This window comes from Chelativorans sp. AA-79, from assembly GCF_029457495.1.
Taxonomy (GTDB): Bacteria; Pseudomonadota; Alphaproteobacteria; order Rhizobiales; family Rhizobiaceae; genus Chelativorans.
Map to the genome: position 1 here is coordinate 268733 of NZ_CP120361.1, position 23753 is coordinate 292485.

Consider the following 23753-nt stretch of genomic DNA (forward strand, 5'->3'; position numbering starts at 1 on the left):
GAATGCAGCTCAAATCGCACTGGTGGTGGGACCATACCACCAAGGACTTCGCCGAGTTGGACATGTCGAAGGTCGTGGCGGTGTTGCCCGTCGCGGCGGTCGAACAGCACGGGCCGCACCTGCCGGTCAAGGTCGATGCCGCGATCAACGCCGGGGTCCTGACGCGCACGGTCGAGCTGATGCCGGCGGACATGCCGGTGCTGGTGCTTCCCATGCAGGCAGTGGGCAAGTCGGTGGAGCACATCGCCTATCCCGGCACTCTGACGCTCAGCTACGAAACGCTGGCGCGTGTCTGGTACGAAATCGCCGAAAGCGTGTACCGCGCCGGCTGCCGCAAGATCGTGTTCATCAATTCGCATGGCGGTCAGCCGCAGGTGATGGAGATCATCTGCCGTGAGCTCAGGGTCAAGCTCGGCATGTTCGCCGTCAGCGCCTGGGCTTACAGCGGCGCCGACATCTCGGACCTGTTCAGCGCGCACGAGCGCAAGCACGGCATCCACGGCGGCGAGATGGAAACAAGCCTGATGCTCCATCTGCATCGCGATCTGATCGACATGGAATACGCACGGGATTTCGTGCCGGTCTCGGTGGAGATGGAGAAGAAGGGCGGCCTGCTGATGCCCGAGGGCGCGCTCGTCGGCTACGGCTGGCAGACGCAGGACGTGCAGCCTTGGGGCGCCTGCGGCAATGCCTCGGCCGCCGACGCGGACCGCGGACGGATCGTCGTGGAGCGTTGTGCCGAAGGTCTTGTCCGTCTCTTCCAGGAGGTGCTGGACTTTCCGCTGGACGGCATGACCCGGAAAACCGCCTTCGGGGGCGCGTGAGGTGAACACTGCCTCTCCGCCACGCTTCGCCGTGATCGGCCCCGAGCGCGCGGAGTTGGGTTTGGACGATGGGGCGGTGCTCGTCGCCGACATCTACCGGCCAAGCGGCGGCCACCATCCGGTCCTCCTGATGCGCCAGCCCTATGGCCGCGCCATCGCATCCACGGTCGTGTTTGCGCATCCCGCCTGGTACGCGGCGCGGGGCTATATCGTGGTCGTGCAGGACGTGCGCGGTTGCGGAGACAGCGGCGGCGACTACCAGGCTTTCGTCAACGAGGCGGCGGACGGCGTGCGCACGCTCGACTGGGCTGCGGAGCTTCCTTATTCGAGCGGCCGCATCGGGCTCTACGGGTTCAGCTACCAGGCAGTGACGCAATATCTGGCGCTGGCAGGGGGCGGCAGACGTCCTGACGCGCTCGCACCCGCCATGGGCGGATGGTCGCTGCGCGACGACTGGGCCTATGAAGGCGGGGCCTTCCGCATACAGAACAATGTCGGCTGGGCGGTGCAGATGGCGAAGCTCAAGGCTGCGCGCGCCGGCGATCTTGAGGCCCATGCCGCGCTCTCCGGTCCCTGCGGCCATGATCGGCTGCGCGAGCTGCTCGTCGCCCGGCCGGACCTGTCGCATCTGGCCGCATGGCTGGCCGACGATCCGTCCTATTGGGCGCGCATAGCCCCATCGCAGCTTCTTGCCGACGATCCCCTCGATATACCCGTGCTGCACACCGGCGGCTGGAACGACTTCCTCCTCGGCGGCACGCTTGCCGCGGATGCGGCGTTCCGCGCGAAAAGCCCCCAGACCGCACATCTGGTGGTCGGCCCGTGGGCGCACCTACCGTGGAACCGCTCTGCCGGAACGGCAGACATGGGTGCGGCGGCCGAGTTCTCGGTCGACCGCGCCCAGCTCGCCTTCTTCGACTTCTACCTCAAGGGACAAGGGGAGCGGCCACCGTCTGCCCAGATGTTCGATATGGGCCGGCGGCGCTGGCTGACGCTTCCGCATCGGCCGGCGGCCGCTTCGACCTCCTTCTTTCTCGCCTCGTCGGGTCTTGCGGCCGCGCTGGTGAGCGACGGCAGGCTGGCGCGCGAACCCGGAGAGCCCGGCGAGGACCTCTTTGTGCACGACCCGACGAGGCCGGCACCGATGGTGGGCGGGGCATTGGGCACGCCCAACGGCTTCGCCGATCCGCGCGCGGCCGACGACCGGGCCGACGTGGCCGTCTACACCACGCCGCCCTTCGAAAAGACGGTGCTGCTGGCCGGCGAGGCGAAAGCCGCGATCCAGGTAGCCACGGCCGAGCCGGGTTTCGACCTCAGCGCGCGCCTGTCGCTGGTCCACCCGCAGGGAGGAGCGTTCGTGCTCGCCACCGGCTATGCGCGCAGCCATGCCGGCGGATCACAGGAAATCGCGATCGCGCTCAACGCCACCTGCGCCACGGTGCCCGCCGGATGCGCGCTAAGGCTGTCGCTTCAAGGCGGGGGCTGGCCGGCCTTCGACATCCATCCGGCCTCCGGCATGGGCGCCGCGCCCGTGACGCTGCAAATCAGCCACGGCGCCATGCGGCCGTCGCGGATCGACCTGCCCATCCTGTCCGAGGAAACGCCTGATGCCGATGCCGTCTAACCCGTATCTGACGCTCGACAACGTCACGGCCATCTACGGCGACACGCGTGCGGTCGACGGTGTCACCATCGAGGTACTGAAGGGCGAACTGGTTTCGCTGCTCGGACCTTCCGGATGCGGCAAGACCACGACGCTGAGGATGATTGCCGGTTTCGTGAAGCCGCATTCCGGCATGGTTGTGCTCAACGGCCGCGACATCACGCGGCAGCCGGTGCACAAGCGCAATATCGGCGTGGTCTTCCAATCCTACGCGCTGTTTCCCCACCTGACCGTGCTGGACAATGTCGGATTCGGTCTGCGCATGCGCCACGTGCCGACCGCGAAGCTGCGCGAGCGCGCGCGGGCCGTTCTTGACACGGTGGGCCTTGGTAACCTCTCGGAGCGCTATCCCGGTCAGCTTTCTGGCGGGCAGCAACAGCGCGTGGCATTGGCAAGGGCCCTGGTCATCGAACCCGAAGTGCTGCTGCTCGACGAGCCGCTCTCCAATCTCGATGCGCATCTGCGAGCCGACATGCGCGCCGAAATCCGCGCGCTGCAACAGCGGCTGGCGATCACGACGATTTTCGTAACCCACGATCAGCAGGAGGCCCTCGCGATCGCCGACCGCATCGTGGTCATGAACAAGGGCGCGATCGCCGAGACGGGGCGGCCGGAGCAGCTCTGCGACCGGCCTGCCTCGCCCTTTACGGCCTCCTTCCTCGGTTCGCGGACGGTGATCGAGGGTGTGAGCCGCGACGGTGTTTTTCACGCACCGGGCCTGACCTGCGCCGGCGCGCCCGAAGGTGCCGATCGGTTGGTGCTTCGCGCCGCCAGGCTTCGTGTATCGGACGAGCCGGGCCCGCTTTCGCTCACGGGCACGCTCGTCAGCACCGGCTATCTGGGTGACGTCTACGAGGCCGACATCGAATCGGCCGCGGGCACCATCCGCCTCCTCCTGCCTTCAGACCTGCCGCCGCCACCCGTCGGGACGGCGTGCAGGATCCAGTCCTTGTCCGGCGGGACCACCTTCATCCATTCGCACAAGGAGCACCGCGCATGACCGTTTCACGCCGAACCGTCAACAAGCTCATCCTGGGAGCGGGCCTGACTGCCCCCTACCATTTCGTGCGTCCCGCCGTCGCGCAGCCCAAGCCGGGCGACGAACTGGTGGTCGGTGTCTGGGGCGGGGCCCAGGAGCGCATCGTCAAGGCGCATATCGAACCTGCGCTCGTGGAGAAATACGGCTGCAAGATCAGCTACGTGCTGGGCGGCACCGGCGAGCGCCGCGCCCGCGCCTATGCCGAGCGCGGGCGCCCAAGCTTCGACGTCATCTACCTCAACATCTACGAAAGCCGCCAAGCCGTCCGGGACGGTGTCACCCAGGCGCCCACGCCGGCCGTCGAGAACTTCGAGAACCTCTATCCCCTTGCTCGCCTGGGCGGCTACGGAGTGGCCTTCAATCCCTGCACGATCGTCTATGACAAGACGCGGGCCTCCGCACCCATCACCTCCTGGAAGGACATGTGGAATCCCGAGTGGCAGGGTCGCATCGCTTGGCCCTTGATGGGCGGCGCCGAGGGAATATCGGCGCTGATGATGGCCGCGCGCGCCTGGGGCGGCGACGAGAACAATGTCGAGATCGCCTTCGAGAAGATCAAGGAACTGAAGCCGCTCGCCGCGATACAGTCTAGCCAGGCGCAGCTCTTCGAGATGTTCGACCAGGACATCTGCGACCTGTCGATCGAGTTCGGCAGCTTCACGCGCTCCTATGCCGAGACGCGCAATCCCAATATCGAAATCGCCGATCCGGTCGAAGGCCAGGCGGTGACGATGAACGTCGCCTGCATCACCGAAGGCTCGCGCAACCAGAAGCTCGCCGAGGAGTGGATCAACCTGCACCTGAGCGAGGACTGCATGCTCGCCTATGCGCGCGAAATCTACTATTCGCCGACCGTGAGCAACCTCACCATCCCCGACGATCTGAAGCCGAAGCTCATCATCGGCGACCAGGTCGACCGCTTGGTCGACTTCGACTGGGACGTCGTGACCGCCGGCCTGCCGAAATGGCAGGCGCGCTTCGACCGCGAGATCGCGGGATGAACCGTTGGCTCGGACCGGCGCTCGCGGCGCCGGTCACCCTTTGCCTGCTCCTCAGTTTCGCCGCGCCGATGCTGGTCGTGGCGATGCTGTCGCTGCACGAAGTGGCCGATCCCTTTGGACCGCTGCTCCAGAGGCCTTCGCTTGCCCAGTTCACCGTGATCGCCACCGATCCGTTCTATTCCCGCGTCATCCGCGAGACCATGCTGCTCGGCTTCGGGGTCACAGCCATCTGCATCGTCCTGTCCTACCCGCTCGCCTATTGGCTGGCGCGCATGCCCGCGAAATGGCGGCCGCTGGCATTTTCGGTGATCCTCATTCCGCTGCTCACAAATGTCGTGGTGCGCTCGCTGGGCATCATCCTGCTGCTTGCGCCGGAGGGGCTGTTGAATTCCGTCACCGGGCTCGTCGGCCTGCCGCCCATGCGCAACATGCTGTTCACCCACGGGGCAGTCGCCATAGCGCTGGCGCAGGTCTTCATGCCGTTCATGGTGCTGGCGCTCTACGACAGCCTGCAGAACACGTCGCCCCGCGTGCACGAGGCGGCCGAGAGCCTGGGCGCTTCGCCCGCCGTCCGCTTCCTGACGGTCGACCTGCCGCTTTCCCTGCCCGGCTTGAGGGCCGGCATCGTGATCGTCTTCCTGACGTCGACCACTGCCTACGTTTCGGCGACGCTGCTCGGCGGCAAGAAGGTGTGGACCACCGGAATGCTGGTCGTGCAGGAGGCGATCAACTACCTCAATGCTCCGATGGCTGCGGCGCTCGCGCTGATGATGACCGCGATCGGCCTTGCCTTCGCCGCGCTCACCTCTTTTCTCATCGGCCGGCTCATGCCGTGGACATCGGGCAGGAAAAGCCGCCCGGTCACACCTCCGAAAGCCGTGCTTGCCGTCATAGACGTGGTCGGACGACCAATCTCATGGCTGTTGCTCGCCGCGGCCCTGCTGCTGCTGCTTCTGCCGCTGGTGCTCGTCTGCGTGCAGAGCTTCAACGACGTTCCGCAGGCGACCGCCTCCGGTTTCCGCGGCTTCACCCTGCGCTGGTACGAGGCGGTGCTGTGGGGCGGGGCTTATGCCGATTCGTTTTGGGTTTCGATGCGGCTTGCGCTGGCCTCGATGGTCGTTGCGCTGGCGCTGGCGCTGCCCGCCGCATTCGCGCTCGCGCGCCATCCGTTCAGGGGGCGCTCGGTGCTGCTCGTGTTCTGGCTCCTGCCGCTGTCGCTGCCGGGCATCGCGATCGGGGTAGGCATGCTGCGGCTCTTGCAGATCTATGTCGCCATCCCGCCGTTCATCGGCCTCATGGCGATCCACGTGGTGGTGATCCTGCCTTTTGCGATCACCCTTCTCACCGCATCGGTGATGGCGCTCGACCGCGCGTTGGAGGAAGCGGCAGCGAGCCTTGGCGCCAATCCGGCCCGGACTTTCCTGCTGGTGACGCTGCCGGCGCTGGCACCCGGGCTGTTCGCCGCCGGCATGGTGGGATTCCTTTTGAGCTTCGGCGAGGTGACCGTCACCAGCTTCGTCACCACGGCGCGGCTCACCACGCTGCCCGTCCGCATCTACGCTGATTCCACCTTCAGCCTCGAGCCGACTGCGCACGCGATCTCCGCACTGCTGATCGCATTCACCGTCGTTGCACTGATCCTGATCGGGCGCGCCGTTCGGCTCGATCGATTGTATGCGCGATGACTAGAGCCTTTCAGGTTTTGACGGAAGCGTATCCTGCATTGACGAAGTAGTTGCTGCATTCACTGGGCTGGATTAAGGAGACGAGGCCGCCGATGTGCCGCCATGTCTCCTCGATGGTCCGCTTCTGAGCCGCGCGCATCCAATGCTTGATCTTGGCGAAGGCCTGCTCGATCGGATTGAGGTCGGGCGAGTATGGGGGCAGATACCAGAGCCTTGCGCCGGCGGCTTTGATCATCTGCCGGACGGCGGCCGACTTGTGTGAGCCGAGATTGTCCATGACGACGATGTCGCCCGGTTCAAGCACCGGCACGAGCTGCTGCTCGACATAGGCGCGGAAGCACTGGCCGTTGATCGGTCCATCGAAGACGCAAGGCGCCGTCAGCCGGTCATGGCGCAAAGCGCCGAGGAAGGTCAGCGTGCGCCAGTGGCCGTGCGGGGCAAAGCCGCGCAGGCGCTTGCCGCGTGGTCCCCAGCCCCGCAGCGGCGCCATGTTGGTCTTGATCCAGGTCTCGTCGATGAACACCAGCCGTGTCGGATCGAGACCGGACTGCCAAGAACGCCAGCGTTGCCGCCGGCGGGCGATGTCGGCACGAGCCTGCTCAAGGGCGAACAGCGTTTTTTTGAACCGAAGCCCCTCGCGGCGCAGGAACCGCCACACCGTATCGTGCGACACCTTCACGCCGCGCGCCGCCAGCTCTTCCTTCAGCTTGTGCAGCGACAGATGCGGCGTCTGGCTGATCCGCTCGGCGATGAAGGCACGGTGCGGCTCCAGCACGCGCTTGCGGTGCCCGCCCATCTTGCCCGGCGCCACAGACCCGCTCGCACGGTAGCGCTGAGACCACTTCACCGCCGACGAGACGGCAACGCCGAAACGAGCCGCCACCGACCGGCAGCTCTCGCCGGCCTCGACCGCCCCAACAACACGTTCACGCAGATCATTCGAAAGAGGTCGCGTCATCCCATGCTGGCCTCCACTCCAGCCAGCATCTTGAATCACAAAACCTCCGAAATCGGAATCCCCCTTCGATTCAGACACAACCGGAACCGCTCTAGAGAAACGTCTCCGGAATCGGCGTCCATCCGTCCGGACCCGGCGCGAACTGCGGAATATGGGCCAAGCTATGGATCAATGCGCGGTCCTCCCCAAGCATCGTCTGCCAATCCCGTGCTTCCGTAAGGATTACGCCGGAGCCCACGACATTCGCCCCCGCGCTGCGCACCAACTCGATGGAGCCCTTCAGGCTCGACCCCGAGGCGACCACGTCGTCAACCACCACCACCCGCTTGCCCGAAAGCAGCGGTATCGAGCGGCGGTCGAGAAGCAGGCGCTGCTCGCCCTTCGATGTAATGGAGGAGATGCGCTGGACGAGTGCGTCCCCCAGATGGATTTTCGGCGACTTCTGCAGGATCACATACGAATCGAGAGCAAGGGCGCGCGACACTTCGATGGCGACGGGAATACCGAGCGTGGCAGCACCCACCACCACGTCGGGCTTTAGCGGACCGAGCTTTTCGGCAAGCTTGCGACCGACATGCTCGCCGAATTTCACACCGAGATCGACGACCATCATCAGCGAAATGGCGAAGTCGGGCTTGATGGCCACGATGGGCAGCTCGACGGTCAGCCCGGCGACGTCGACCTGCCATGTCTGCCGGGTGACCGGCGAGGGATTGTTCATTCTGCTGATCCTTGGCTGGGGAGGCGCGGCTCGACCAATAGCCCCACATTGCGCCATGTCGTGCGCTTGCGGTGCATGTCGAACCCATAGATGGAAAGGGAGAGCGAGATGGCGTGCGCCATGCGGATGGCGTGCACGAGAAGCGGGATTCCCCGCGCCAGCGCGAAGCGCAGCCGGACCGGCAACGGCACATCATCGATCTCCATGCCGCGGGCGCGCTGCGCATCCGCAATGCGCTCGAGATCCTCGCGCAGCATGGGGATGACCCCGAATGTGAGCGACAGGACCAGCGTTGCCATCGGCGGAAGACGCGCGGCGCTGGCCGCCGCCAGGATGGAGCCCGGGGTGCTCGTCTCCATCACGAAGTAGAACGCCGCGGTGGTGGTGAGCAGGCGCGCCGCCATGCTCGCCGCGATCGGCAGAGCTGCGGCAAGCGGTTGGCCTTGCAGCAGGAGGTTGGCGATCCAGCTCGTCATGACCAGGAGAACGAGCAGGCCTGCTCCCTTGAGATAGCCGCGCAGCCCGGACACCCGCGCCAGCCGCAGAAAGCCGATGGAGAATCCGGCCAGAAGCAGGCCGAAGCGCCAGTCCGGCATGAGCCAGGCTGCGAGCATGACGGCGAAGGCCGCAGCCAGCTTCACGAAGAAGTTGAGCTCATGCACCCTCTTCATGCGGCCGCCTCTGCGGACAGCACCGAAGGCACGGCCCAGCCAAGCTCGAAAAACGCCTTCGATGTCCAACCTTCCCGCGGCGTTCCGTCATAGGTGATCCCGCCGTCCTCCAGGATCAGCATGCGCGAGGCGGCCTCCTCGACCAGGTCCAGATCGTGCGAGATCAGCATGAGGGCGCGCCCCGACGACAGCATGGAATCCAGGAAGAGGTCCAGCATGCGGCGGCCGTGAAGGTCGCGGCCGAGCAGCGGTTCGTCGAGGATCGCCACCGGGGATTGCGCTGCGTCGGCGCAGGCGAGGCCCAGCAATGCCTGCTGCCGCACCGAAAGCCCGAAGGGATTGGCTTCAGTGAGCGTGCCGAGCCCGTATTTCTCAAGCGCATCGCGCGCCGTCTTCATGGTCGCTTCGCTGGCCAGAGTTCCCGCGGTCATTGCGAAGACCACTTCCTCAAGCGCCGTCATGTTGAAAAGGATGCGGCGCATGTTCTGCGGAAGATAGGCAATCGCGCGGGCGCGCCGTGCCACCGTCCAGCCATCGGCGGGCATTCCGCCGATTGCAACGGAGCCGCTTGCCACCTTGGACAGGCCGAGAATCGACTGAAACAGCGTCGTCTTGCCGGCGCCGTTGCGCCCCACCAGCGCGACCGCCTCGCCAGCGCGGAGTTCGAAGGAAACGTCCCGCAGCACCGGCCTGCCGTCTCGGCGGGCAAGCCGCGTCGTAAGTCCAGCAACCGAAAGAAGCGTACGACCGGGCGAACGGCGGGGCGCGTAGGCGGCTCGGCGCCGGGGCGGCAGGACACCCGCTTCGAGCCATGGCTCGTGCTGGGCCATTACGGTGTGGGCGGCGGCAGGCGGCGAGAGCCTGCCCGCCGTCAGGAAGCGCACGGTTTGCGCGATCGCTTCGAACGCGCCGGGATCCTGTTCGGCCACGAGCAGCGAAGGCACGTCGGCGGCAAGTGCTGCAAGGACCCGCCCCAGCCGCTGGCGCGCGGCCGGGTCCAGGCCCGTGGTGGGCTCGTCCAGGATGAGCAGGGCGGGCGTGGCGGCCAGTGCTGCCGCAATTGCCACCATCCGCCGCTCTCCCCCAGAGAGGGAGAGGACCCGCCTCCCTCTGAGCGCGTCGAGCTTGAGCGCGCCGAGCAGCACCTCCAGCCTTTCACGTAAGCGCTTTTGCTCCACGCCGCGATTTTCGAGGGGGAAGGCGATCAGGTCCTCGACGCCCAGATCCCAGAGCTGGTCATCGACATTCTGCATGACGATGCCGGCCTTGGTGAAGAGCTCATCCTTTGAAAGGGCCGCAAGCGGCCGGCCGTTCAGGGATACGGAACCCGCGAAGCGCGCCGGCCTGACGAGGCGGGGGATGATCCCTGCCGCCACTGCGAGTAGCGTGGTCTTGGCCGCCCCTCCGGCCCCGCAGACGAGCAGACGCTCGCCGCGGGCGAGCGTCATGCTGGTGTCGGCAATCGCCGGCGTTGCCTCGCCGAAGCCGACCGTCACGTTCTCGAGCGTGAGCACCTCTTCCGCTTCGGCTCAGAACCGGGAGAAGCCCGTTGGATGCGCGTTCTTCAGGATTTTCAGCGCTGGGATGACGAAAAGGGGAGTGCCGATGATCATGGGCACGATATCCGACAGGCCCAGATAGAACACCGCCCACCAGAAAGGAAAGATGCCCAGGAAGGCGAGGCTTGCGGAGACGGCAACCACCATCACGAGACCAACGATCAGGCAAACTGCCGCAATTTTCACCAGTGCGATACGGTCGAACGTCGTCTTCGCCGGGTCGAACATCAGCCCCGGCAGAAGGCCGGTCAGACCCACCATTATGCCATCTACGATGAGCGAGTGGGCGGGAATGAAGGTGCCTGCAAGAAGCGACCAGACGATCGTGCCGAGATAGCCGCAGATGAAGCCGCTCTTCCAGCCGAGCAAAATGCCCACCAGCGGCGGCAGGAAAGCAAAGATTCGCCACTGGATGACGCCCGGGACGAGTTGAATAGGGTTCGCGTAGGCCCAGAGCACGCCGGTCGCCGCTGCAGCGACGATCGAAAGCACGATGGGAAAGAGCGAGTCGCCCTCGACGCGCGCGTTCGTGGTTTCTTGCATGGTAAATACCCCACTGATGCTGCCTCTGGCTTCACATGCAAGTGCCGTGCCGGAAAGCCCGGCTACCGGTGTTGCCCCATCTGGCGAAGTCCTGGACGGCGAACGAGGACGGCACCGAGCACGTCTTCACACTTTGACGACACTAAACGCCACGACGGCACGCCGCTCGACGCCAACGAGGTGAAGTACACGATCGACCGGGCCTCCGACCTCGACAGCCCCCGGCGTGACACATGCGAGCTGGGGGGCGGTGAGAGGTGCCGAGGCGATCGGTCCGCTGGCGGTGAAGATCACGCTGGAAAAGCCCTTTGCGGCTCTCGTCCCGTTCCTGGCTGGCAGCTTCTCCTAGACCGTCTGCCACTCCAACGCGGATACGGAAGGATTCGGCACCACAGCGGCAAGCGGCTTAGGCCCTGGAAGTTCGTCTCTTGGACGAAGGGCGACAAGATCGTGCTGGAAAAGAACCCGGACCACGTGAATTTTCGGCAAGCTCGCGGAGAACAAGGGCCGTTCTACATGAAGGGCTCGGTCATCATAGTCGAGCCGGAGCCACAGGCGCGGCTCGCTACGCTTAAAACCGGCGAAGTGCACATCGCCGAGCTGCCCTTCGACGATGTGCCGGCCCTTTAGGAGTCCTGCGAGTTTGGCATCGTTGTGGCGGAGAATACCGGCCACAACGTATTCTGGGAGTTCGCGGTGCACCGCCCGCCCTTCTCGCCAGGCCGTGGGCCACGCCACAGACGCGGCGGCCGCCGTCAACCTGATCCATGGCGGCAATCGGCGGCGTCCGGCGTTCTCAATCAAAGCAGATTTCAGAGTAGTTGGCGCTCCAGAAAGTCGCGTTGGCGGACCTCGCCGACCACCTGACGCCCGCGCGGCCGAGGCTCATGAGGACTGCCGGAACTGCAGGGCCGAACTGGTGCTTGACCGCCCTGACGACGGCCTAGACTGACAGCCCACCGTCGAGGCCCTTCTTTGCGTAGGGCAGCGGCTTGCTCAGCGCTACTCGGTAGAGGGCGTCGACACCCATCAGGATCGCGTTCATGGCGTCATCGAGTTGCTTTCCTGATAAACGAGCTGGGCGCGCTTCGCCTCGTATCCCTTGATCGCGGAATCGATCATCGCGGAGGTGAACCCTGAGCCCTTCTCAGCCTGCAGCCAGAACAACTGAGTGAAACGACCTCGCTCCTTGGCGTCCGAGCGGAAGCCAAGTCCTCGGTAGCTGTCCGCGTCGGTGGTGTGTCGCTCCTTGACCAGCAAGTCGGCTCGGAGCGGGTCCTTGCTCTTGGACGTGATCAGGCCATAGTGCCGCTGCAGACGCTGCTGGTTGCCCTGCAGGGCGCCCGCCACGAAGGCCCATGCAGCAAGGAGCGCGATATTCTTCGTCTTATGAATCTGATCCGGCTTGCCCTTGAGCTTCTTGCTCTTGGGGTCCCGGAAATGTTCTGCCTGCGCCGCGATCATGCCGCGAACCGCTTCCCTGCCTCCAGAAGCTGAAGGTCGCTCCAGAGGTCCGGATTATTCTTGACCGTGTCCTCCCACAGGACCGGGTGGCGCTCGCCGGACTCGACGACCTGGGGCACCGTCTCAACCGACTCGAACTTCTCGGCCGGAATCGCCTTGCCTAGACAGAAGTTGGCGATGAAGGTTCGCGCCTCCTTCACCGTCATGGGGGCACCGTGCTTGCTCCTGTCTGCGAAATCCTGACCTTTTTCGAGCAGCCCTACCTTCTGACACCAGGCACGGAGATCCTTGCCCTCCATAGTGGCGTACATGCGGTCGAGCAGGTCTGTGGGCACCGAGATGTTCGTGTTGGAGATCACCTGAACGTCGAGACGCTGTTCCTTGGTCAGGTTGAAATAGACCTTCAGTCCGTGGTGGACGTCGACGCCCTCTTCCACCGCCATCGCCATGTGTCCGGTACGAATCGCCACCTATGTCTCAGGTCGCTCATTAGATTTGAATGGCTTGGGGCCGGCGCGATCACCGGGTTCTGATCCGCGGCAGACGCAGCAACTCAGCTTGTAGCGCGCTGGCAGGCTCGATCTCGTTGGCTCGAATTGGCTTCTCCCGGGCCTTCATGACTTCGATCGAATCCCGTCAACGTCCGTGGGGATCGGGCCAGAAGCTTACGCCGGGCCGGGCAAGGCCGCCGCCGATCGCCATCACCGTGCCATCGGCGCGCCAGCAAGCTGCGCCTTCCATCAGGCCGTTCTCCTGAAAGCCGATGATTCCCATGCCGCCGCCCACGTGGGGCACCTCTTGCACGTCGTGTCCCAGGGCCGCCAGCGCCGCTCGGGTTTCGGCGGCGAAGCCCTTCTCGAGCTCGGCCTCCTGGCCTTGCGTGAAGACGCGCGGCGCCTCGACCGCCTGCTGCAGCGACATGCCGTGATCGACAATGTTCATGATCGCCTGAAACACGCAGGCAGGAATGCGATGCGCGCCCGGCAGGCCGACCGCGAAATAGGGCCGGTTTTCGCGCAGCGCGATGAAGGCCGAGATGCCGGAGGTAATGCGCTTGCCTGCTTCCAGCGAAAGAGCGTTGCCGGGGTGCGGATCGAAGAGATACATGTAGTTGTTGGGGATGATCCCGGTTCCGGGGATCACGACCCGTGCGCCGAAGAGCGAATTGATCGTCTGGGTCGAACTGACGACATTCCCCTCGCTGTCGGCCATGGTTACATGGGTGGTGTTGTCGGACTCGCGGAGGAGCACTTTCGATACGTGAACCGACGCCGCGTCGGGGCGGATTTCCGGGCGGCGTTCTTCGGCATAACTTTTCGAGATGAGCCGCTCGATGGGAACATTCACGAAAGCCGGGTCGGCGGTGGTGGCGCGGCGGTCCGCAGCAGCGATCTTCAGCGCTTCCAGCACCAGATGCACCGTCTCCGGCGTGCCGAAGCCCTTGCCGGTGATGTCGTAGCCCTCCATCAGGTTGAGCATCTGGATCACGTGAACCCCGCCGGAACAGGGTGGAGGCGGGCCGATCAGGTCGACACCGCGATAAGTGCCGCGCACGGGCTCGCGCCATTCGGTGCGGTAGGAGGCCAGATCATCGGCGGTGACATAACCACCGCCGCCTTGCATGAAGTCGTGGATCACGCGGGCCAGATCACCGCGATAGAGTAGGTCGGGTCCTTCGGCCGAAATCCGGCGCAATGTCCGGGCGTAGTCGCTCTGAATGAGGCGGTCGCCAGCCTTCAGCGGCGTGCCGTCGGGCAGGAAGATCGCAGAGATCGCCGGATCGAGCGACAAATCGTCGACATGTTCGGCGATGCAGTTTTCCAGGTAAGGGGTCACAATGAAGCCGTTTTCGGCGAGGCGGATCGCCGGGGCGAGGACCTCGGACAGGGTGAGCTTGCCAAACTCGCCGAGCATCTCGCACCATGCGCGCAGATTGCCGGGCACTGCGATCGACCGGATACCGACGCGATTTTCTCGGCCCTCGGTCTCCATGTAGGTGGGCCAGGTATTCGAAATTGGGCGATACTGATCCGGCTTACAGCCCAGCGGCGCGGTGCAGAGCCCGTCAATCACCGCCTCGCGACCGTCGGCCATGCGGATCACTGCGCAGCCACCGCCGAAAATGCCCACCATCATCGGCTCAACCACGGTCAGCGCGAACAATGCGGCTGCCGTGGCGTCGGCAGCGTTTCCGCCGAGCGCCAAAATTTCCATAGCCGCCGCCGAGGCCAGGGGATGATTTGTCACCGCCACGCCCTTCGCGCCAATGGCGGGCGATTTCTCGCAGTTAAAGGGGGGAACGGAAGTGGGGTCGGTCATGAAGGATCTCCGTGGTTCAACGTATGAGCCAAATGGCTCTTGCCCTCATGATTGACTCAAGAAAGATAATACGTCTAGCATGGTTCATGTGGAAAATATCTGGTTCATCAAATGAACCTAGGTTCTGCGTCCGACGCTATGCTAGGGAGGATACGCCATGAAATCTGCCGGTCTAATCGCTGCCGCCATCGTCGCCGTTTCGGCCACAGTGACCCGCGCGGAAACCAAACTCACCTACGGCAGCACGCTACCCGCACCGCATCTGGTGCACGAAGAGGCGCTGAACCCGTTTTTCGAGCGCGTGCACGCGGCAACCGACGGGGAGCTCAGCATCGAACTCATCCCTGGCGGCGCCATGGGCAGCGTCAAGGAAACTGTTCAGATGCTGCGCGACAACGTCACGGATTTGGGCCTTCTGCTCGACATTTATACGAGACAGGAAGTTCCGGTGAGTTCGATGTTCGCGGATATGATCGCCCTGCCGGACGATTTTGTTGTTTATGCCGCGGCGGCGAACGAAATGCAGCTCGTCGCCTGTGAGGCATGTCAGGCAGAGCGCAAGGAAAAGGGAATTTTGACCCTGGCGCTCTATGGGCCGGACCCGTACCGTCTGATGTGCGCCGACGATGTGAGATCGGTGGCCGAACTTGCCGATAGGAAGACCCGTTCCAGCGGCCGGATGGGAGTGCTTGTCCAGCAACTCGGCGCGACCGCCGTCACCCTGCCCAGTTCCGAAGTATATGAGGCGCTGCAGCGAGGGCAGGCGGATTGCACTATCGCCTCGACTGCGTGGCTCGACAGCTACAGTCTGAGCGATGTGGTCGAGACGGTGATCGATCTGCCGATGGGCAGCTATTTCAATGCTGGCCTTCTGGTGATGAATCGCGACGTCTGGGACGGTTTGTCCGGGGCGCAACAAGCGGCAATTCGTAACAACCTCGCTGAACTGGTCGTCGATGCGCTGCTGGCCTACAAGGCAGGTGGCGACGATGCGCTGGCAGCCGCCGAGGACGCCGGCGTGGTGGTGGTTCAACCGGGCGATGACATGAAACAGGCGCTGGCCGACTTCCGCGAGGGCGAGATCGCCAACACGATCGCGAATGCCGAAAAGGCTGGAATTGAAGGCGCCGAGGAGCGGATCAGGACCTATATGGCGCTTGTCGAGAAATGGCGCGGCATCCTTGCCGAGGTCGGCGACGATCGCGCAGCTTTCATTGACGCGATAGACCGTGAAGTCTTTCAGAAACTAGCGCTGTGATCCCCGGCACGCCCGTCCGGCATGCGCCGCGATGAGGCGTTGCCCTTGCCAACTGGGCCGATCATGAAAACCCTTCGCCACTGGCTGGACAAGGCCAACAATGCGATCCTCGCCATCGCATTTCTCAGCGTGGCCCTGATGATGGTTCAGGTCACTGCGGACGTGCTGTCGAAATATCTCTTCAACAGGCCGATACCCCTGACGCTCGAGGCGGTGGCGAGCTTTTACATGGTCGCGCTGATCTTCTTGCCGCTGGGGCTGGTAACGCGGGATCGCGGCCATGTGGGGGTGGATCTGTTCACCCGTAACCTGCCACCAAGAGGTAGGGCGGCTTTGGATGCATTCGGCGATCTTCTGGGGGCGGTCTATGCCGCGCTGCTGCTATGGTTCACTGCCGCCGAGGCGCTGCATCAGACGCGGATCGGCGAGACCTGGGAGACGGCTTTTGGCTATGTCGAAATCTGGCCCGCGCGCTGGCTGGTGCCGCTGGGGTGCCTGACCATGCTGGCATGGTTCCTGCTGCTCGTCGCCGAAGATATTCGGGCCGCGCTGGGCGGTGACGGCCAACACGCATAGGGATCCCATGATCGTCGCCGTCTGCTTCATCTTGCTTCTGGTGCTGCTCGCCGTCCGCGTGCCCATCGCCATCTCGCTTGCGCTGGTCTCGATCGGCGGGATCATCGCGCTGCGCGGCACCCGTCCCGCCTTTGGCGTGCTGGGGTCACTGCCGTTCGACTTCGCCGCTTCGTGGTCACTATCGGCGGTGCCGATGTTTCTACTGATGGGGGCATTGGCTTCGCATACCGGGATGACGCGCTCGCTCTATCAGGCGGCGCGGTTGTGGTTCAACGGACTGCCCGGCGGGCTTGCTGTGGCATCGAACTTCGCCTCGGCCGGGTTTGCGGCCGCCTCGGGATCAAGCCTCGCCACTGCCGCCGCCATGGGCCGGTTGGCTATCCCCGAGATGCTCGCCTTCAACTACAACAAGGGGCTCGCGACGGCGACCATCGCCGCCTCAGGCACGTTGGGCGCTTTCATCCCGCCGTCGATCGCCTTCGTGCTGTATGGCTGGTACACGCAGCAGCCCGTGGGCACGCTGCTCGTGGCGGGGATCGTCCCGGGCCTGCTGACGGCGGGCCTCTATTCGGCGATGATCATCCTGCGGTGCATGCACAATCCCGATCTGGCGCCGCGTGCCGACATCACCGTCACCTGGCGCGAAAAATTTGCGGCGCTGACCGACATCTGGCCGATGCCGCTGCTAATTCTATGCGTCGTCGGCGGGATTTTCTCGGGCATGACCACTGCGACCGAGGCGGGTGCTTTCGGGGCGAGCTTTGCGCTGCTGATCGCGCTCTTCTCGGGGCGACTGAGCAAGCGCGCGCTATATGACAGTTTCACGGAGGCCATGCGCACCACCGCCTCGCTATTCTTCATCGCCATCGGGGCTATCCTGTTTACCCGTTTTTTGGCCATGTCGGGGCTGCCGCTCATGATGGGCGATGTGGTGGAGGCGTGGAATCTCGGTACCCTCGGGGTCATACTGATCATGATCGTAGTCTATCTGATCCTCGGCATGTTCCTCGATCCACTGGGGATTATCCTACTGACGCTTCCTATTTTTTTGCCGATGTTCAAGGAACTGGATATTAACTTGATATGGATCGGCGTGTTGGTGGTGAAGATGATCGAAGTGGGGTTGTTGACGCCACCGGTCGGTATGAACGCCTTCATCGTGAAAAATATTGTTGGTGACAGGGTCCCGCTTAGCACGATCTTTGCCGGGCTGAGCTGGTTTCTGCTGTGCGAAGTGGTGATTGTCGGGCTACTCATCGCCTTTCCAGGCCTGTCGCTCTGGTTGCCCAACCTGATGTGAGGGAACAGGAGGCAATAGCCCCCCGAAACGGCGGCGGGTGCAGACCAATCAGGAGACGATCCAGGTGACGAACGAACCTGCCCGTAAGCCCCCTGTCTACAAAGCCGTTTCGGCCTCGCTCAAAGTGCTGGAGGTTCTTGAGGCTTTGAATGCGATCGGCCCGGCCGGTTTGACCGCGCTGCACAAGCGCTGTGGGCTGCCCAAGGCAACAACACTGCGAATGCTCGAGACACTCCAGGCCGGGGGATTTGCCACCTACGATCCTATGCGCAAGACTTTTGCGGTAGGGCTGCGGGCGCTGGCGCTCAGCAATGGCTATGACGCGGTGGACGAGATCGTGAACATCGCCCGACCCATCGTCGCCGAACTTCGCGCTTATCTGGGCTGGCCCTCGGATATCGTGGTTTGCCAGAACGACCAGCTCGTGATTGCCGATACCAACACCTCGGAACCGCAGTTCGCGGTCGTGCGATCGCGCGGGGCAGGATCGAGCCTGCCGTTTTCCATCTCGGCCACAGGGCGAGCCTGGCTGGCTTTCTGTCCCGAGGAAATGCGTGAAAGAATCCTCCGTTTCGACAATCCACATTCGCTTGAATCGCGCGATTTGATGGCAAATCCCGAACAGTTGCGTGCCATCCTGCACGAGACTCGCTTGCGCGGCTACGGGTTGCAATCGGGCGAGTTTCTGGACCGCGAGGCCGGCGCCGGCGTGCCGGTGATCGTAGACGGAGAGCTGCGCTGCTGTCTCAATGTCGTGACGGCACGAAACGCGGTGTCGGTCGAACAGATCGAGCGCCAATACGTGCCTCGCCTGCAGGAAGCGGCGGCGGAAATTGCAAACCGGGCGAAGGCGATGCAGTTTTCCACTGTCGGATCGCCGAAGGACAGGACATGAAATTCATCGAGACTTTGGACGAGTTGCGAAGCCTCTATACTGCTCCGTCGACGAACGCGGTGCGCAAGCAGATCCCCGCTATCGATCCGCATGCGGCTCGCTTTATTGCGCGCGCGCCCTTGGTGGCCATCGGCTCCCAGGACGACGAGGGCAACGCAGATGTGACCCCGAAGGGCGATGCGCCGGGTTTCGTACAGGTGCTTGACGAGACCACGCTTGCCATTCCTGACCGGCCCGGGAACAATCGGCTCGACACGTTTTCGAATGTCATCCGTAACCCATCGGTCGGCTTGCTCTTCATGATTCCCGGCATGAACGAGACCTTGCGCGTGAACGGCCGGGCGCGCATCACCGCCGACGCAACGCTGTGCGAGAAGTTGGCCGTCAACGGACGCCCCGCGAAGACGGTGATGATCGTGCAGGTGCGCGAGGTGTTTCTACATTGCGCCAAAGCCTATATGCGCTCGGACCTGTGGAAGCCCGAGACATGGCCAGATCGCTCGGAGATGCCCAGTCTGATAGAGATGATAAAGGATCAGTTGAGCTTTGCCGAGGCGCGAGAGGGGTAAGCGCGACGCCGGCCGGCTGACCCCGCTGCGGAATCAGTCGCGTGCCGGAGGCCAGACGAAGCATTCGGTCCCGAGATCGGCGGCGATGGTGCGTTGGATGGCTTCGGCATGACGCGTCCATTTGCCGTCCATGCGATAGAGGGGCCCGGCGACCGCAACCGAAAATATCCGATCGTTGAGTCGCACCGGCACCGCCACGCCGCCAAGCCCCTCGGAATGCCATTCGACCGAGTAGAGATAGCCGGCCGCCCGCCCAGCCTCGATCAGCCCGGTAACCGCGTCGACGGATTTGGGAGCGTCCTTTCGCCCTCCGGCGAAATCGACCTTGCGAAAGATCCCCTCCCTGGCCCGCGCAGGCATCGCCGCCAGGAGGGCGATTCCCGAAGCGGTCATATGAATGGGCACGCGCTTGCCGATCTGCGCGGCATAGCGAATCGGTGCCGCGGATTCGACTGCGTCGAGCAGCACCGCCATGCGCCCGCTTGGCGCGGCGATCCATGTCGTTTCGCCGGTCTCTTCGGCCAGCTTGTGGATGACTGCCCTAAGCGCATCGGGCACGGGCTCGGCCTGCGAGATGGCATCAATGAGCTGGTTCCACCGCGGCGAGGGGTAATAGCCTGCCCGCGCGCGGGGCTCGTAGAGATAGCCCGCCTCGACCAGCGTCAAAAGGATGTTGAACGCGCTCGAGCGCGGCCAGCCGAAATGCTTGACCACATCGGCAAGCGTTGCGGGCGACTGACGTTGCGCGAAGAACTCCAAAAGGGACAGCAAGTTGTGAATTTGTCTTACGGACATGCGTTGTTGCGCCTCTGCTGAACATGTGCCCCGCCTCGTGCGGCAGGTCGGACCTGCGTTCGATGGCCATAAAACTCCACCGTTGACAACGCAAATCAGTCCTGAAAGTATCTCTATATATAACAGATTTGTTCATATGTTTGAACAAAATGAAGGGAGGAACAGTTTGGGCCCACTCGCGGGATTGCGCGTTCTGGATATGACGTCGGTGCTCATGGGGCCTCACGCGACGCAGATCCTGGGCGACTACGGCGCCGAGGTGACGAAGGTCGAGCCGCCCGCGGGCGATATGATCCGGCAGATCGGGCCCGCGCGTCGTGCCGGTATGGGGCCGCTGTTCCTCAACACCAACCGTTCGAAACAGAGCATTACGCTCGACCTGAAAACCGAGGGGGGGCATGCGGCCCTCATCCGGCTGATCGCGCAGGCAGACATTCTGGTCACCAACATCCGGCCTAAGGCGATGGGTCGCCTCGGGTTGGGGTATGAGGCGCTGCAGGAGATCAATCCAAGTCTGATCTATGCCTCGCTCGTCGGCTTCGATCAGCGAGGTCCTTATGCCGCACGCCCGGCCTATGACGATCTCATCCAAGGCGGAGCCTGCATTTCGCATTGCTTCGTCCGCGCCGGCCAGGCCCCGGCCTACGTGCCTGCGGCGGTTGCCGACAGGATCGTGGGTTTCGCCGCTGTGAATGCTATCCTGTCGGCGGTGATCGAACGGCAGACTTCGGGCGCGGGCCAGAAGGTCGAGATTCCGATGTTCGAGACCATGGTTTCGATGATCCTCAGCGATCACCTCGGGGGACTGACCTATGAGCCGCCACTCGACAAGGGCGGCTATGCCCGCCAACTATCGCCCGAGCGCCGGCCTTATCGCACAAAAGACGGATATATCTGCGCGCTGATCTACAGCGACGATCATTGGCGGCGCTTCTTCAACGCCATCGGCCGGCCCCTGACCCCCGAGACCGATCCGCGTTTTGCAGATTTTACTGCGCGGATGGCGCATATCGACGAGGTTTATTCCGAGCTCGGGCAGATCTTGCTGACCCGGACCACAGACGAATGGCTGGTGCTGCTGGAAGAAGCCGACGTCCCGGCCATGCCGATGCACAGTTTCGAAAGCATTCTGCAAGATCCGCATTTGGCGGCGACTGGCTTCTTCGAGACAGTCGAGCACCCGAGTGTGGGCCGGATCCGCTCGATGGCGGTACCGGTGCGATTCTCGCGCAGTCAGCCCGCGCCATGCCGTCTTGCGCCCCGGCAGGGCGAGAACGGGGCCGAGGTGCTTTCCGACGCCGGACTGAGCGACGAGGAGATCGCCGCCCTGGCAGAGAGTGGTGCATTGCGATTGCCGGAGCAGGCCTAAGGCCCGGCCCCGCGTGGGCCGGGAGGGAGACGGGAGGAGATCACAGGGTGGAGTTTTCCATCAGCGACGACGTCACAGCCATTCGGGACGCGATCAGGCGCATCTGCGCCAGTTTCGGCGACGAATACTGGCTGACCCGCGATCGGGAGGGCGGTTTTCCCGAAGCCTTCTACGATGCTCTCGCCAAGGAAGGCTGGCTGGGTATCTGCACCGCCGAGGCGCAGGGCGGGGCGGGGTTAGGTATAGCCGAAGCAGCCTGGATGATGCGCGAGATTGCCGAAAGCGGAGCAGGGCTGTCGGGCGCCTCGGCGGTGCATATTAACATTTTCGGCCTGCAGCCGGTGGCGGTCTTCGGTACCGAGGCGCAGCGTGACCGCATGATCCGACCGATTGCCGCGGGCACGCAGAAGGCCTGTTTCGGCGTCACTGAGCCCAATACCGGCCTGAACACCACACAGCTCCGGCTGCGCGCGGAAAAGCGGGGCGATCGCTACGTGGTGAACGGGCAGAAGGTCTGGATTTCAACCGCGCAGGTGGCCGACAACATCTTGCTGCTGGCCCGCACCACGCCTCTGGAAGAGGTCACCAAATCCACGCAGGGGCTGTCGCTCTTCTACACTCCGCTGGACCGCCGCTGCGCCGAAATCTCCGAGATCGACAAAATGGGCCGCAAGGCCGTGGATTCCAATGAGATTTTTTTCTCGGATTTCGAGATTCCCGAAACCGATCTGATCGGCGAGGAGGGACGGGGTTTCGAATACATCCTGCATGGGATGAACCCGGAGCGCGTCTTGATCGCCGCCGAGGCGGTGGGGCTGGGATATGCAGCGCTGGCTCGCGCCACGGACTACGCCCGCGAGCGGATCGTCTTCAATCGCCCAATCGGCCAGAACCAAGCCATCCAGCATCCGCTGGCCGTGTGCCGCGCCGAGCTCGACGCCGCGTGGCTGATGGTGATGAGGGCCGCGTGGGAATACGATCAGGGGCTGCCCTGCGGCGCCTCGGCAAATATGGCCAAGTATCTCGCAGGCGAGGCAGGGTTCAATGCCTGCCAGCAGGCGGTGATGACTCATGGCGGCTTCGGCTACGCCAAGGAATACCACGTCGAGCGCTATCTCCGTGAAAGCCTGATCCCGCGTCTCGCACCGGTCTCGCCGCAACTTGCCCTCTGCTTCATTGCCGAAAAGGTGCTGAAGCTACCGAAATCCTATTGATGGGACTGCATGTGGCCGGTCTGTATTTCGAGGAGTTCCAGCAAGGTCAGGTCTTCAATCATGAGCTGACGCGAACGGTTTCCGAGGCGGACAATACGATGTTCAGCCTGATGTCAATGAACCCGCAGCCGCTGCATATCGACGCCCACTTCTCAGAAGGCACCGAATGGGGGCAACGGCTGTTCAACTCCATGTTCACCTTGGCGATCCTGGTGGGACTAACCGTGCAGGACACGACGCTTGGCACCACCATCGGGAATCTGGGCATGACCGACGTACGGTTTCCGGCGCCGGTGTTCCACGGCGACACGCTGCGCGCGCAGACCCGTGTCGTTTCGCTGCGCGAAAGCCGATCCAAGCCCGACCGGGGGCTGGTGGAATTCGAGCACAGTTGTTTCAAGCAGGACGGAACGCTCGTGGCGTACTGCCGACGCACGGCGATGATGCGCAAACGTCCGACGGAGGCAGGATGATACGCAGTTTTCTCTTCGTTCCGGGCGACAGCCGCCGCAAGTTCGAAAAGGCAAGGGCCGGCGATGCCGACGCGCTGATCCTTGATCTGGAAGATTCCGTCGCGTTGGCCGAAAAAACCCGTGCGCGCGATCAGGTGGCCGAGATGCTCGAGGAGCCGCGTGAGGGGCCGCGCCTTTTCGTACGGGTCAACGCGCTCGACACCGCGCTGACGCTCGATGATCTCGCGGCCGTTATGCCGCATCAGCCGGACGGGATTGTTCTTCCCAAATGCGAGGGACCCGAGGCGCTAAGGCAGGCGGCATATTATCTCGCCGCGTTCGAAGCGACCTACGGGTTGGACCAGACGCCGATCCTTGCCATCGTGACGGAGACGGCGGAGTCGCTCTTTTCGCTAGGGCGCTACAAGGATGCCGATCCGCGCCTATGGGGCATGATGTGGGGTGCCGAGGACTTGACCGTGGCACTCGGCGCGCGCAACAACGGCGCGCGCGAAGGCTTCCACGAACCCTTCCGCTTGGCGCGCAACCTTTGCCTGGCAGGGGCGGCTGCGGCGGGTGTGGTTGCGGTGGATACGGTCTGCGCCGTTCTGGATAATCTCGACGTTGTGACCCGCGAGGCTCAGATTGCACGCCGCGATGGTTTCGGCGCCAAGGCGGTGATCCACCCCAAACACGTTCCGGTCGTGAACCGGGCTTTCACCCCCACCGAGGACGAGTTGTCCTGGGCGCGCCAGGTGCGAGACGCCTTCGCCTCGGATCCGGGCGCCGGGGTGCTGCAGATCGGCGGGCAGATGATCGACAAGCCGCATGAGCGAACGGCACGAGCGCTGCTGGCGGCTGCGGGCGAGGCGTGATCG

The 23753-nt window shown here is 63.9% G+C and carries 25 protein-coding genes; 16 read left to right on the forward strand and 9 right to left on the reverse strand.

Going from position 1 to position 23753, the window contains the following annotated elements:
* Nucleotides 1-2 precede the first annotated feature (2 nt).
* The 5 genes from PVE73_RS01360 to PVE73_RS01380 are packed head-to-tail and all read left to right on the forward strand — an operon-like array spanning nt 3 to nt 6212.
* A complete protein-coding gene (locus tag PVE73_RS01360) occupies nt 3-824 on the forward strand; it encodes a creatininase family protein (RefSeq protein WP_277365223.1) in 822 nt (273 codons plus the stop codon).
* 1 nt (nt 825) lies between these two features.
* Complete coding sequence (locus tag PVE73_RS01365) at nt 826-2448, forward strand: CocE/NonD family hydrolase (protein ID WP_277365224.1); 1623 nt, start codon at nt 826-828, stop codon at nt 2446-2448.
* On the forward strand, nt 2432-3487 hold the full coding sequence (locus tag PVE73_RS01370) for an ABC transporter ATP-binding protein (protein ID WP_277365225.1): 1056 nt from the start codon (nt 2432-2434) through the stop codon (nt 3485-3487). Before PVE73_RS01365 ends, PVE73_RS01370 begins: the two co-directional genes overlap by 17 nt.
* Complete coding sequence (locus tag PVE73_RS01375; RefSeq protein WP_277365226.1) at nt 3484-4527, forward strand: extracellular solute-binding protein; 1044 nt, start codon at nt 3484-3486, stop codon at nt 4525-4527. Before PVE73_RS01370 ends, PVE73_RS01375 begins: the two co-directional genes overlap by 4 nt.
* Nucleotides 4524-6212: an ABC transporter permease subunit gene (locus PVE73_RS01380; protein ID WP_277365227.1), complete on the forward strand. Its 1689-nt coding sequence runs from the start codon at nt 4524-4526 to the stop codon at nt 6210-6212. Before PVE73_RS01375 ends, PVE73_RS01380 begins: the two co-directional genes overlap by 4 nt.
* A 10-nt stretch (nt 6213-6222) precedes the next feature.
* Here the strand turns inward: PVE73_RS01380 and PVE73_RS01385 are convergent, their stop codons facing one another.
* The 5 genes from PVE73_RS01385 to PVE73_RS01405 all read right to left on the reverse strand — a co-directional run bounded on the left by PVE73_RS01385 (nt 6223) and on the right by PVE73_RS01405 (nt 10664).
* Nucleotides 6223-7170, reverse strand: coding sequence for an IS630 family transposase (locus PVE73_RS01385; protein ID WP_277362644.1), 948 nt, complete (start codon nt 7168-7170; stop codon nt 6223-6225).
* Between the two features lie 91 nt (nt 7171-7261).
* Complete coding sequence (locus PVE73_RS01390) at nt 7262-7891, reverse strand: phosphoribosyltransferase family protein (RefSeq protein ID WP_277365228.1); 630 nt, start codon at nt 7889-7891, stop codon at nt 7262-7264.
* Nucleotides 7888-8562 carry an energy-coupling factor transporter transmembrane component T gene (locus PVE73_RS01395; RefSeq protein WP_277365229.1) on the reverse strand — a complete coding sequence of 225 codons (675 nt, stop codon included), beginning with the start codon at nt 8560-8562 and terminating at the stop codon, nt 7888-7890. The genes PVE73_RS01390 and PVE73_RS01395 overlap by 4 nt, the downstream gene beginning before the upstream one ends.
* Complete coding sequence (locus PVE73_RS01400) at nt 8559-10076, reverse strand: ABC transporter ATP-binding protein (protein WP_277365230.1); 1518 nt, start codon at nt 10074-10076, stop codon at nt 8559-8561. Before PVE73_RS01400 ends, PVE73_RS01395 begins: the two co-directional genes overlap by 4 nt.
* A 15-nt stretch (nt 10077-10091) precedes the next feature.
* Entirely contained in the window at nt 10092-10664 is a 573-nt protein-coding gene (locus PVE73_RS01405; RefSeq protein ID WP_277365231.1) for an aminotriazole resistance protein, read from the reverse strand.
* A gap of 226 nt (nt 10665-10890) precedes the next feature.
* Between PVE73_RS01405 and PVE73_RS01410 the strand changes: the two genes are divergently transcribed.
* Nucleotides 10891-11013, forward strand: coding sequence for a hypothetical protein (locus PVE73_RS01410; protein ID WP_277365232.1), 123 nt, complete (start codon nt 10891-10893; stop codon nt 11011-11013).
* A 101-nt stretch (nt 11014-11114) separates the two neighbouring features.
* Entirely contained in the window at nt 11115-11294 is a 180-nt protein-coding gene (locus tag PVE73_RS01415; protein WP_277365233.1) for a hypothetical protein, read from the forward strand.
* 411 nt (nt 11295-11705) lie between these two features.
* On the opposite strand, the gene PVE73_RS01420 is transcribed toward PVE73_RS01415, so the two are convergent.
* The 3 genes from PVE73_RS01420 to ggt all read right to left on the reverse strand — a co-directional run bounded on the left by PVE73_RS01420 (nt 11706) and on the right by ggt (nt 14447).
* Complete coding sequence (locus PVE73_RS01420) at nt 11706-12128, reverse strand: hypothetical protein (protein WP_277365234.1); 423 nt, start codon at nt 12126-12128, stop codon at nt 11706-11708.
* Nucleotides 12125-12598 carry a hypothetical protein gene (locus PVE73_RS01425; RefSeq protein WP_277365235.1) on the reverse strand — a complete coding sequence of 158 codons (474 nt, stop codon included), beginning with the start codon at nt 12596-12598 and terminating at the stop codon, nt 12125-12127. The genes PVE73_RS01420 and PVE73_RS01425 overlap by 4 nt, the downstream gene beginning before the upstream one ends.
* A 166-nt stretch (nt 12599-12764) precedes the next feature.
* Nucleotides 12765-14447, reverse strand: coding sequence for a gamma-glutamyltransferase (ggt, locus tag PVE73_RS01430; protein WP_277365236.1), 1683 nt, complete (start codon nt 14445-14447; stop codon nt 12765-12767).
* A gap of 157 nt (nt 14448-14604) precedes the next feature.
* On the opposite strand from ggt, the gene PVE73_RS01435 reads away from it, so the two are divergent.
* From PVE73_RS01435 to PVE73_RS01455, 5 genes are all read left to right on the forward strand, one after another.
* Nucleotides 14605-15705 carry a C4-dicarboxylate TRAP transporter substrate-binding protein gene (locus PVE73_RS01435; protein ID WP_277365237.1) on the forward strand — a complete coding sequence of 367 codons (1101 nt, stop codon included), beginning with the start codon at nt 14605-14607 and terminating at the stop codon, nt 15703-15705.
* A 63-nt stretch (nt 15706-15768) separates the two neighbouring features.
* Nucleotides 15769-16281, forward strand: coding sequence for a TRAP transporter small permease (locus tag PVE73_RS01440; RefSeq protein ID WP_277365238.1), 513 nt, complete (start codon nt 15769-15771; stop codon nt 16279-16281).
* 7 nt (nt 16282-16288) lie between these two features.
* The gene (locus tag PVE73_RS01445) at nt 16289-17581 is read left to right on the forward strand and encodes a TRAP transporter large permease subunit (RefSeq protein WP_277365239.1); all 1293 of its coding nucleotides are present in this window, start codon (nt 16289-16291) and stop codon (nt 17579-17581) included.
* 64 nt (nt 17582-17645) lie between these two features.
* Complete coding sequence (locus tag PVE73_RS01450) at nt 17646-18476, forward strand: helix-turn-helix domain-containing protein (protein ID WP_277365240.1); 831 nt, start codon at nt 17646-17648, stop codon at nt 18474-18476.
* Entirely contained in the window at nt 18473-19045 is a 573-nt protein-coding gene (locus PVE73_RS01455) for a pyridoxamine 5'-phosphate oxidase family protein (protein WP_277365241.1), read from the forward strand. Before PVE73_RS01450 ends, PVE73_RS01455 begins: the two co-directional genes overlap by 4 nt.
* A gap of 33 nt (nt 19046-19078) precedes the next feature.
* On the opposite strand, the gene PVE73_RS01460 is transcribed toward PVE73_RS01455, so the two are convergent.
* Nucleotides 19079-19840, reverse strand: coding sequence for an IclR family transcriptional regulator (locus PVE73_RS01460; protein ID WP_277365242.1), 762 nt, complete (start codon nt 19838-19840; stop codon nt 19079-19081).
* 166 nt (nt 19841-20006) lie between these two features.
* On the opposite strand from PVE73_RS01460, the gene PVE73_RS01465 reads away from it, so the two are divergent.
* Genes PVE73_RS01465 through PVE73_RS01480 form a run of 4 tightly spaced genes read left to right on the forward strand, consistent with a single transcriptional unit; the run spans nt 20007 to nt 23750 of the window.
* On the forward strand, nt 20007-21209 hold the full coding sequence (locus PVE73_RS01465; RefSeq protein ID WP_277365243.1) for a CoA transferase: 1203 nt from the start codon (nt 20007-20009) through the stop codon (nt 21207-21209).
* 47 nt (nt 21210-21256) lie between these two features.
* Nucleotides 21257-22423, forward strand: a complete 1167-nt coding sequence (locus PVE73_RS01470; RefSeq protein WP_277365244.1) for an acyl-CoA dehydrogenase family protein — start codon at nt 21257-21259, stop codon at nt 22421-22423.
* A gap of 11 nt (nt 22424-22434) precedes the next feature.
* Nucleotides 22435-22896, forward strand: a complete 462-nt coding sequence (locus PVE73_RS01475; protein WP_277367306.1) for a MaoC family dehydratase — start codon at nt 22435-22437, stop codon at nt 22894-22896.
* Nucleotides 22896-23750: a CoA ester lyase gene (locus PVE73_RS01480; RefSeq protein WP_277367307.1), complete on the forward strand. Its 855-nt coding sequence runs from the start codon at nt 22896-22898 to the stop codon at nt 23748-23750. The genes PVE73_RS01475 and PVE73_RS01480 overlap by 1 nt, the downstream gene beginning before the upstream one ends.
* Nucleotides 23751-23753 lie beyond the last annotated feature (3 nt).

What these genes read in the sequence shown, in the direction of transcription:
- PVE73_RS01360 (WP_277365223.1), top strand. Translation starts at nt 3, where the DNA reads ATGCAGCTCAAATCGCACTGGTGGTGGGACCATACCACCAAGGACTTC.
- PVE73_RS01370 (WP_277365225.1), top strand. Translation starts at nt 2,432, where the DNA reads ATGCCGATGCCGTCTAACCCGTATCTGACGCTCGACAACGTCACGGCC.
- PVE73_RS01375 (WP_277365226.1), top strand. Translation starts at nt 3,484, where the DNA reads ATGACCGTTTCACGCCGAACCGTCAACAAGCTCATCCTGGGAGCGGGC.
- PVE73_RS01380 (WP_277365227.1), top strand. Translation starts at nt 4,524, where the DNA reads ATGAACCGTTGGCTCGGACCGGCGCTCGCGGCGCCGGTCACCCTTTGC.
- PVE73_RS01385 (WP_277362644.1), bottom strand. Translation starts at nt 7,170, where the DNA reads ATGACGCGACCTCTTTCGAATGATCTGCGTGAACGTGTTGTTGGGGCG.
- PVE73_RS01390 (WP_277365228.1), bottom strand. Translation starts at nt 7,891, where the DNA reads ATGAACAATCCCTCGCCGGTCACCCGGCAGACATGGCAGGTCGACGTC.
- PVE73_RS01395 (WP_277365229.1), bottom strand. Translation starts at nt 8,562, where the DNA reads ATGAAGAGGGTGCATGAGCTCAACTTCTTCGTGAAGCTGGCTGCGGCC.
- PVE73_RS01405 (WP_277365231.1), bottom strand. Translation starts at nt 10,664, where the DNA reads ATGCAAGAAACCACGAACGCGCGCGTCGAGGGCGACTCGCTCTTTCCC.
- PVE73_RS01420 (WP_277365234.1), bottom strand. Translation starts at nt 12,128, where the DNA reads ATGATCGCGGCGCAGGCAGAACATTTCCGGGACCCCAAGAGCAAGAAG.
- ggt (WP_277365236.1), bottom strand. Translation starts at nt 14,447, where the DNA reads ATGACCGACCCCACTTCCGTTCCCCCCTTTAACTGCGAGAAATCGCCC.
- PVE73_RS01435 (WP_277365237.1), top strand. Translation starts at nt 14,605, where the DNA reads ATGAAATCTGCCGGTCTAATCGCTGCCGCCATCGTCGCCGTTTCGGCC.
- PVE73_RS01440 (WP_277365238.1), top strand. Translation starts at nt 15,769, where the DNA reads ATGAAAACCCTTCGCCACTGGCTGGACAAGGCCAACAATGCGATCCTC.
- PVE73_RS01445 (WP_277365239.1), top strand. Translation starts at nt 16,289, where the DNA reads ATGATCGTCGCCGTCTGCTTCATCTTGCTTCTGGTGCTGCTCGCCGTC.
- PVE73_RS01455 (WP_277365241.1), top strand. Translation starts at nt 18,473, where the DNA reads ATGAAATTCATCGAGACTTTGGACGAGTTGCGAAGCCTCTATACTGCT.
- PVE73_RS01460 (WP_277365242.1), bottom strand. Translation starts at nt 19,840, where the DNA reads ATGTCCGTAAGACAAATTCACAACTTGCTGTCCCTTTTGGAGTTCTTC.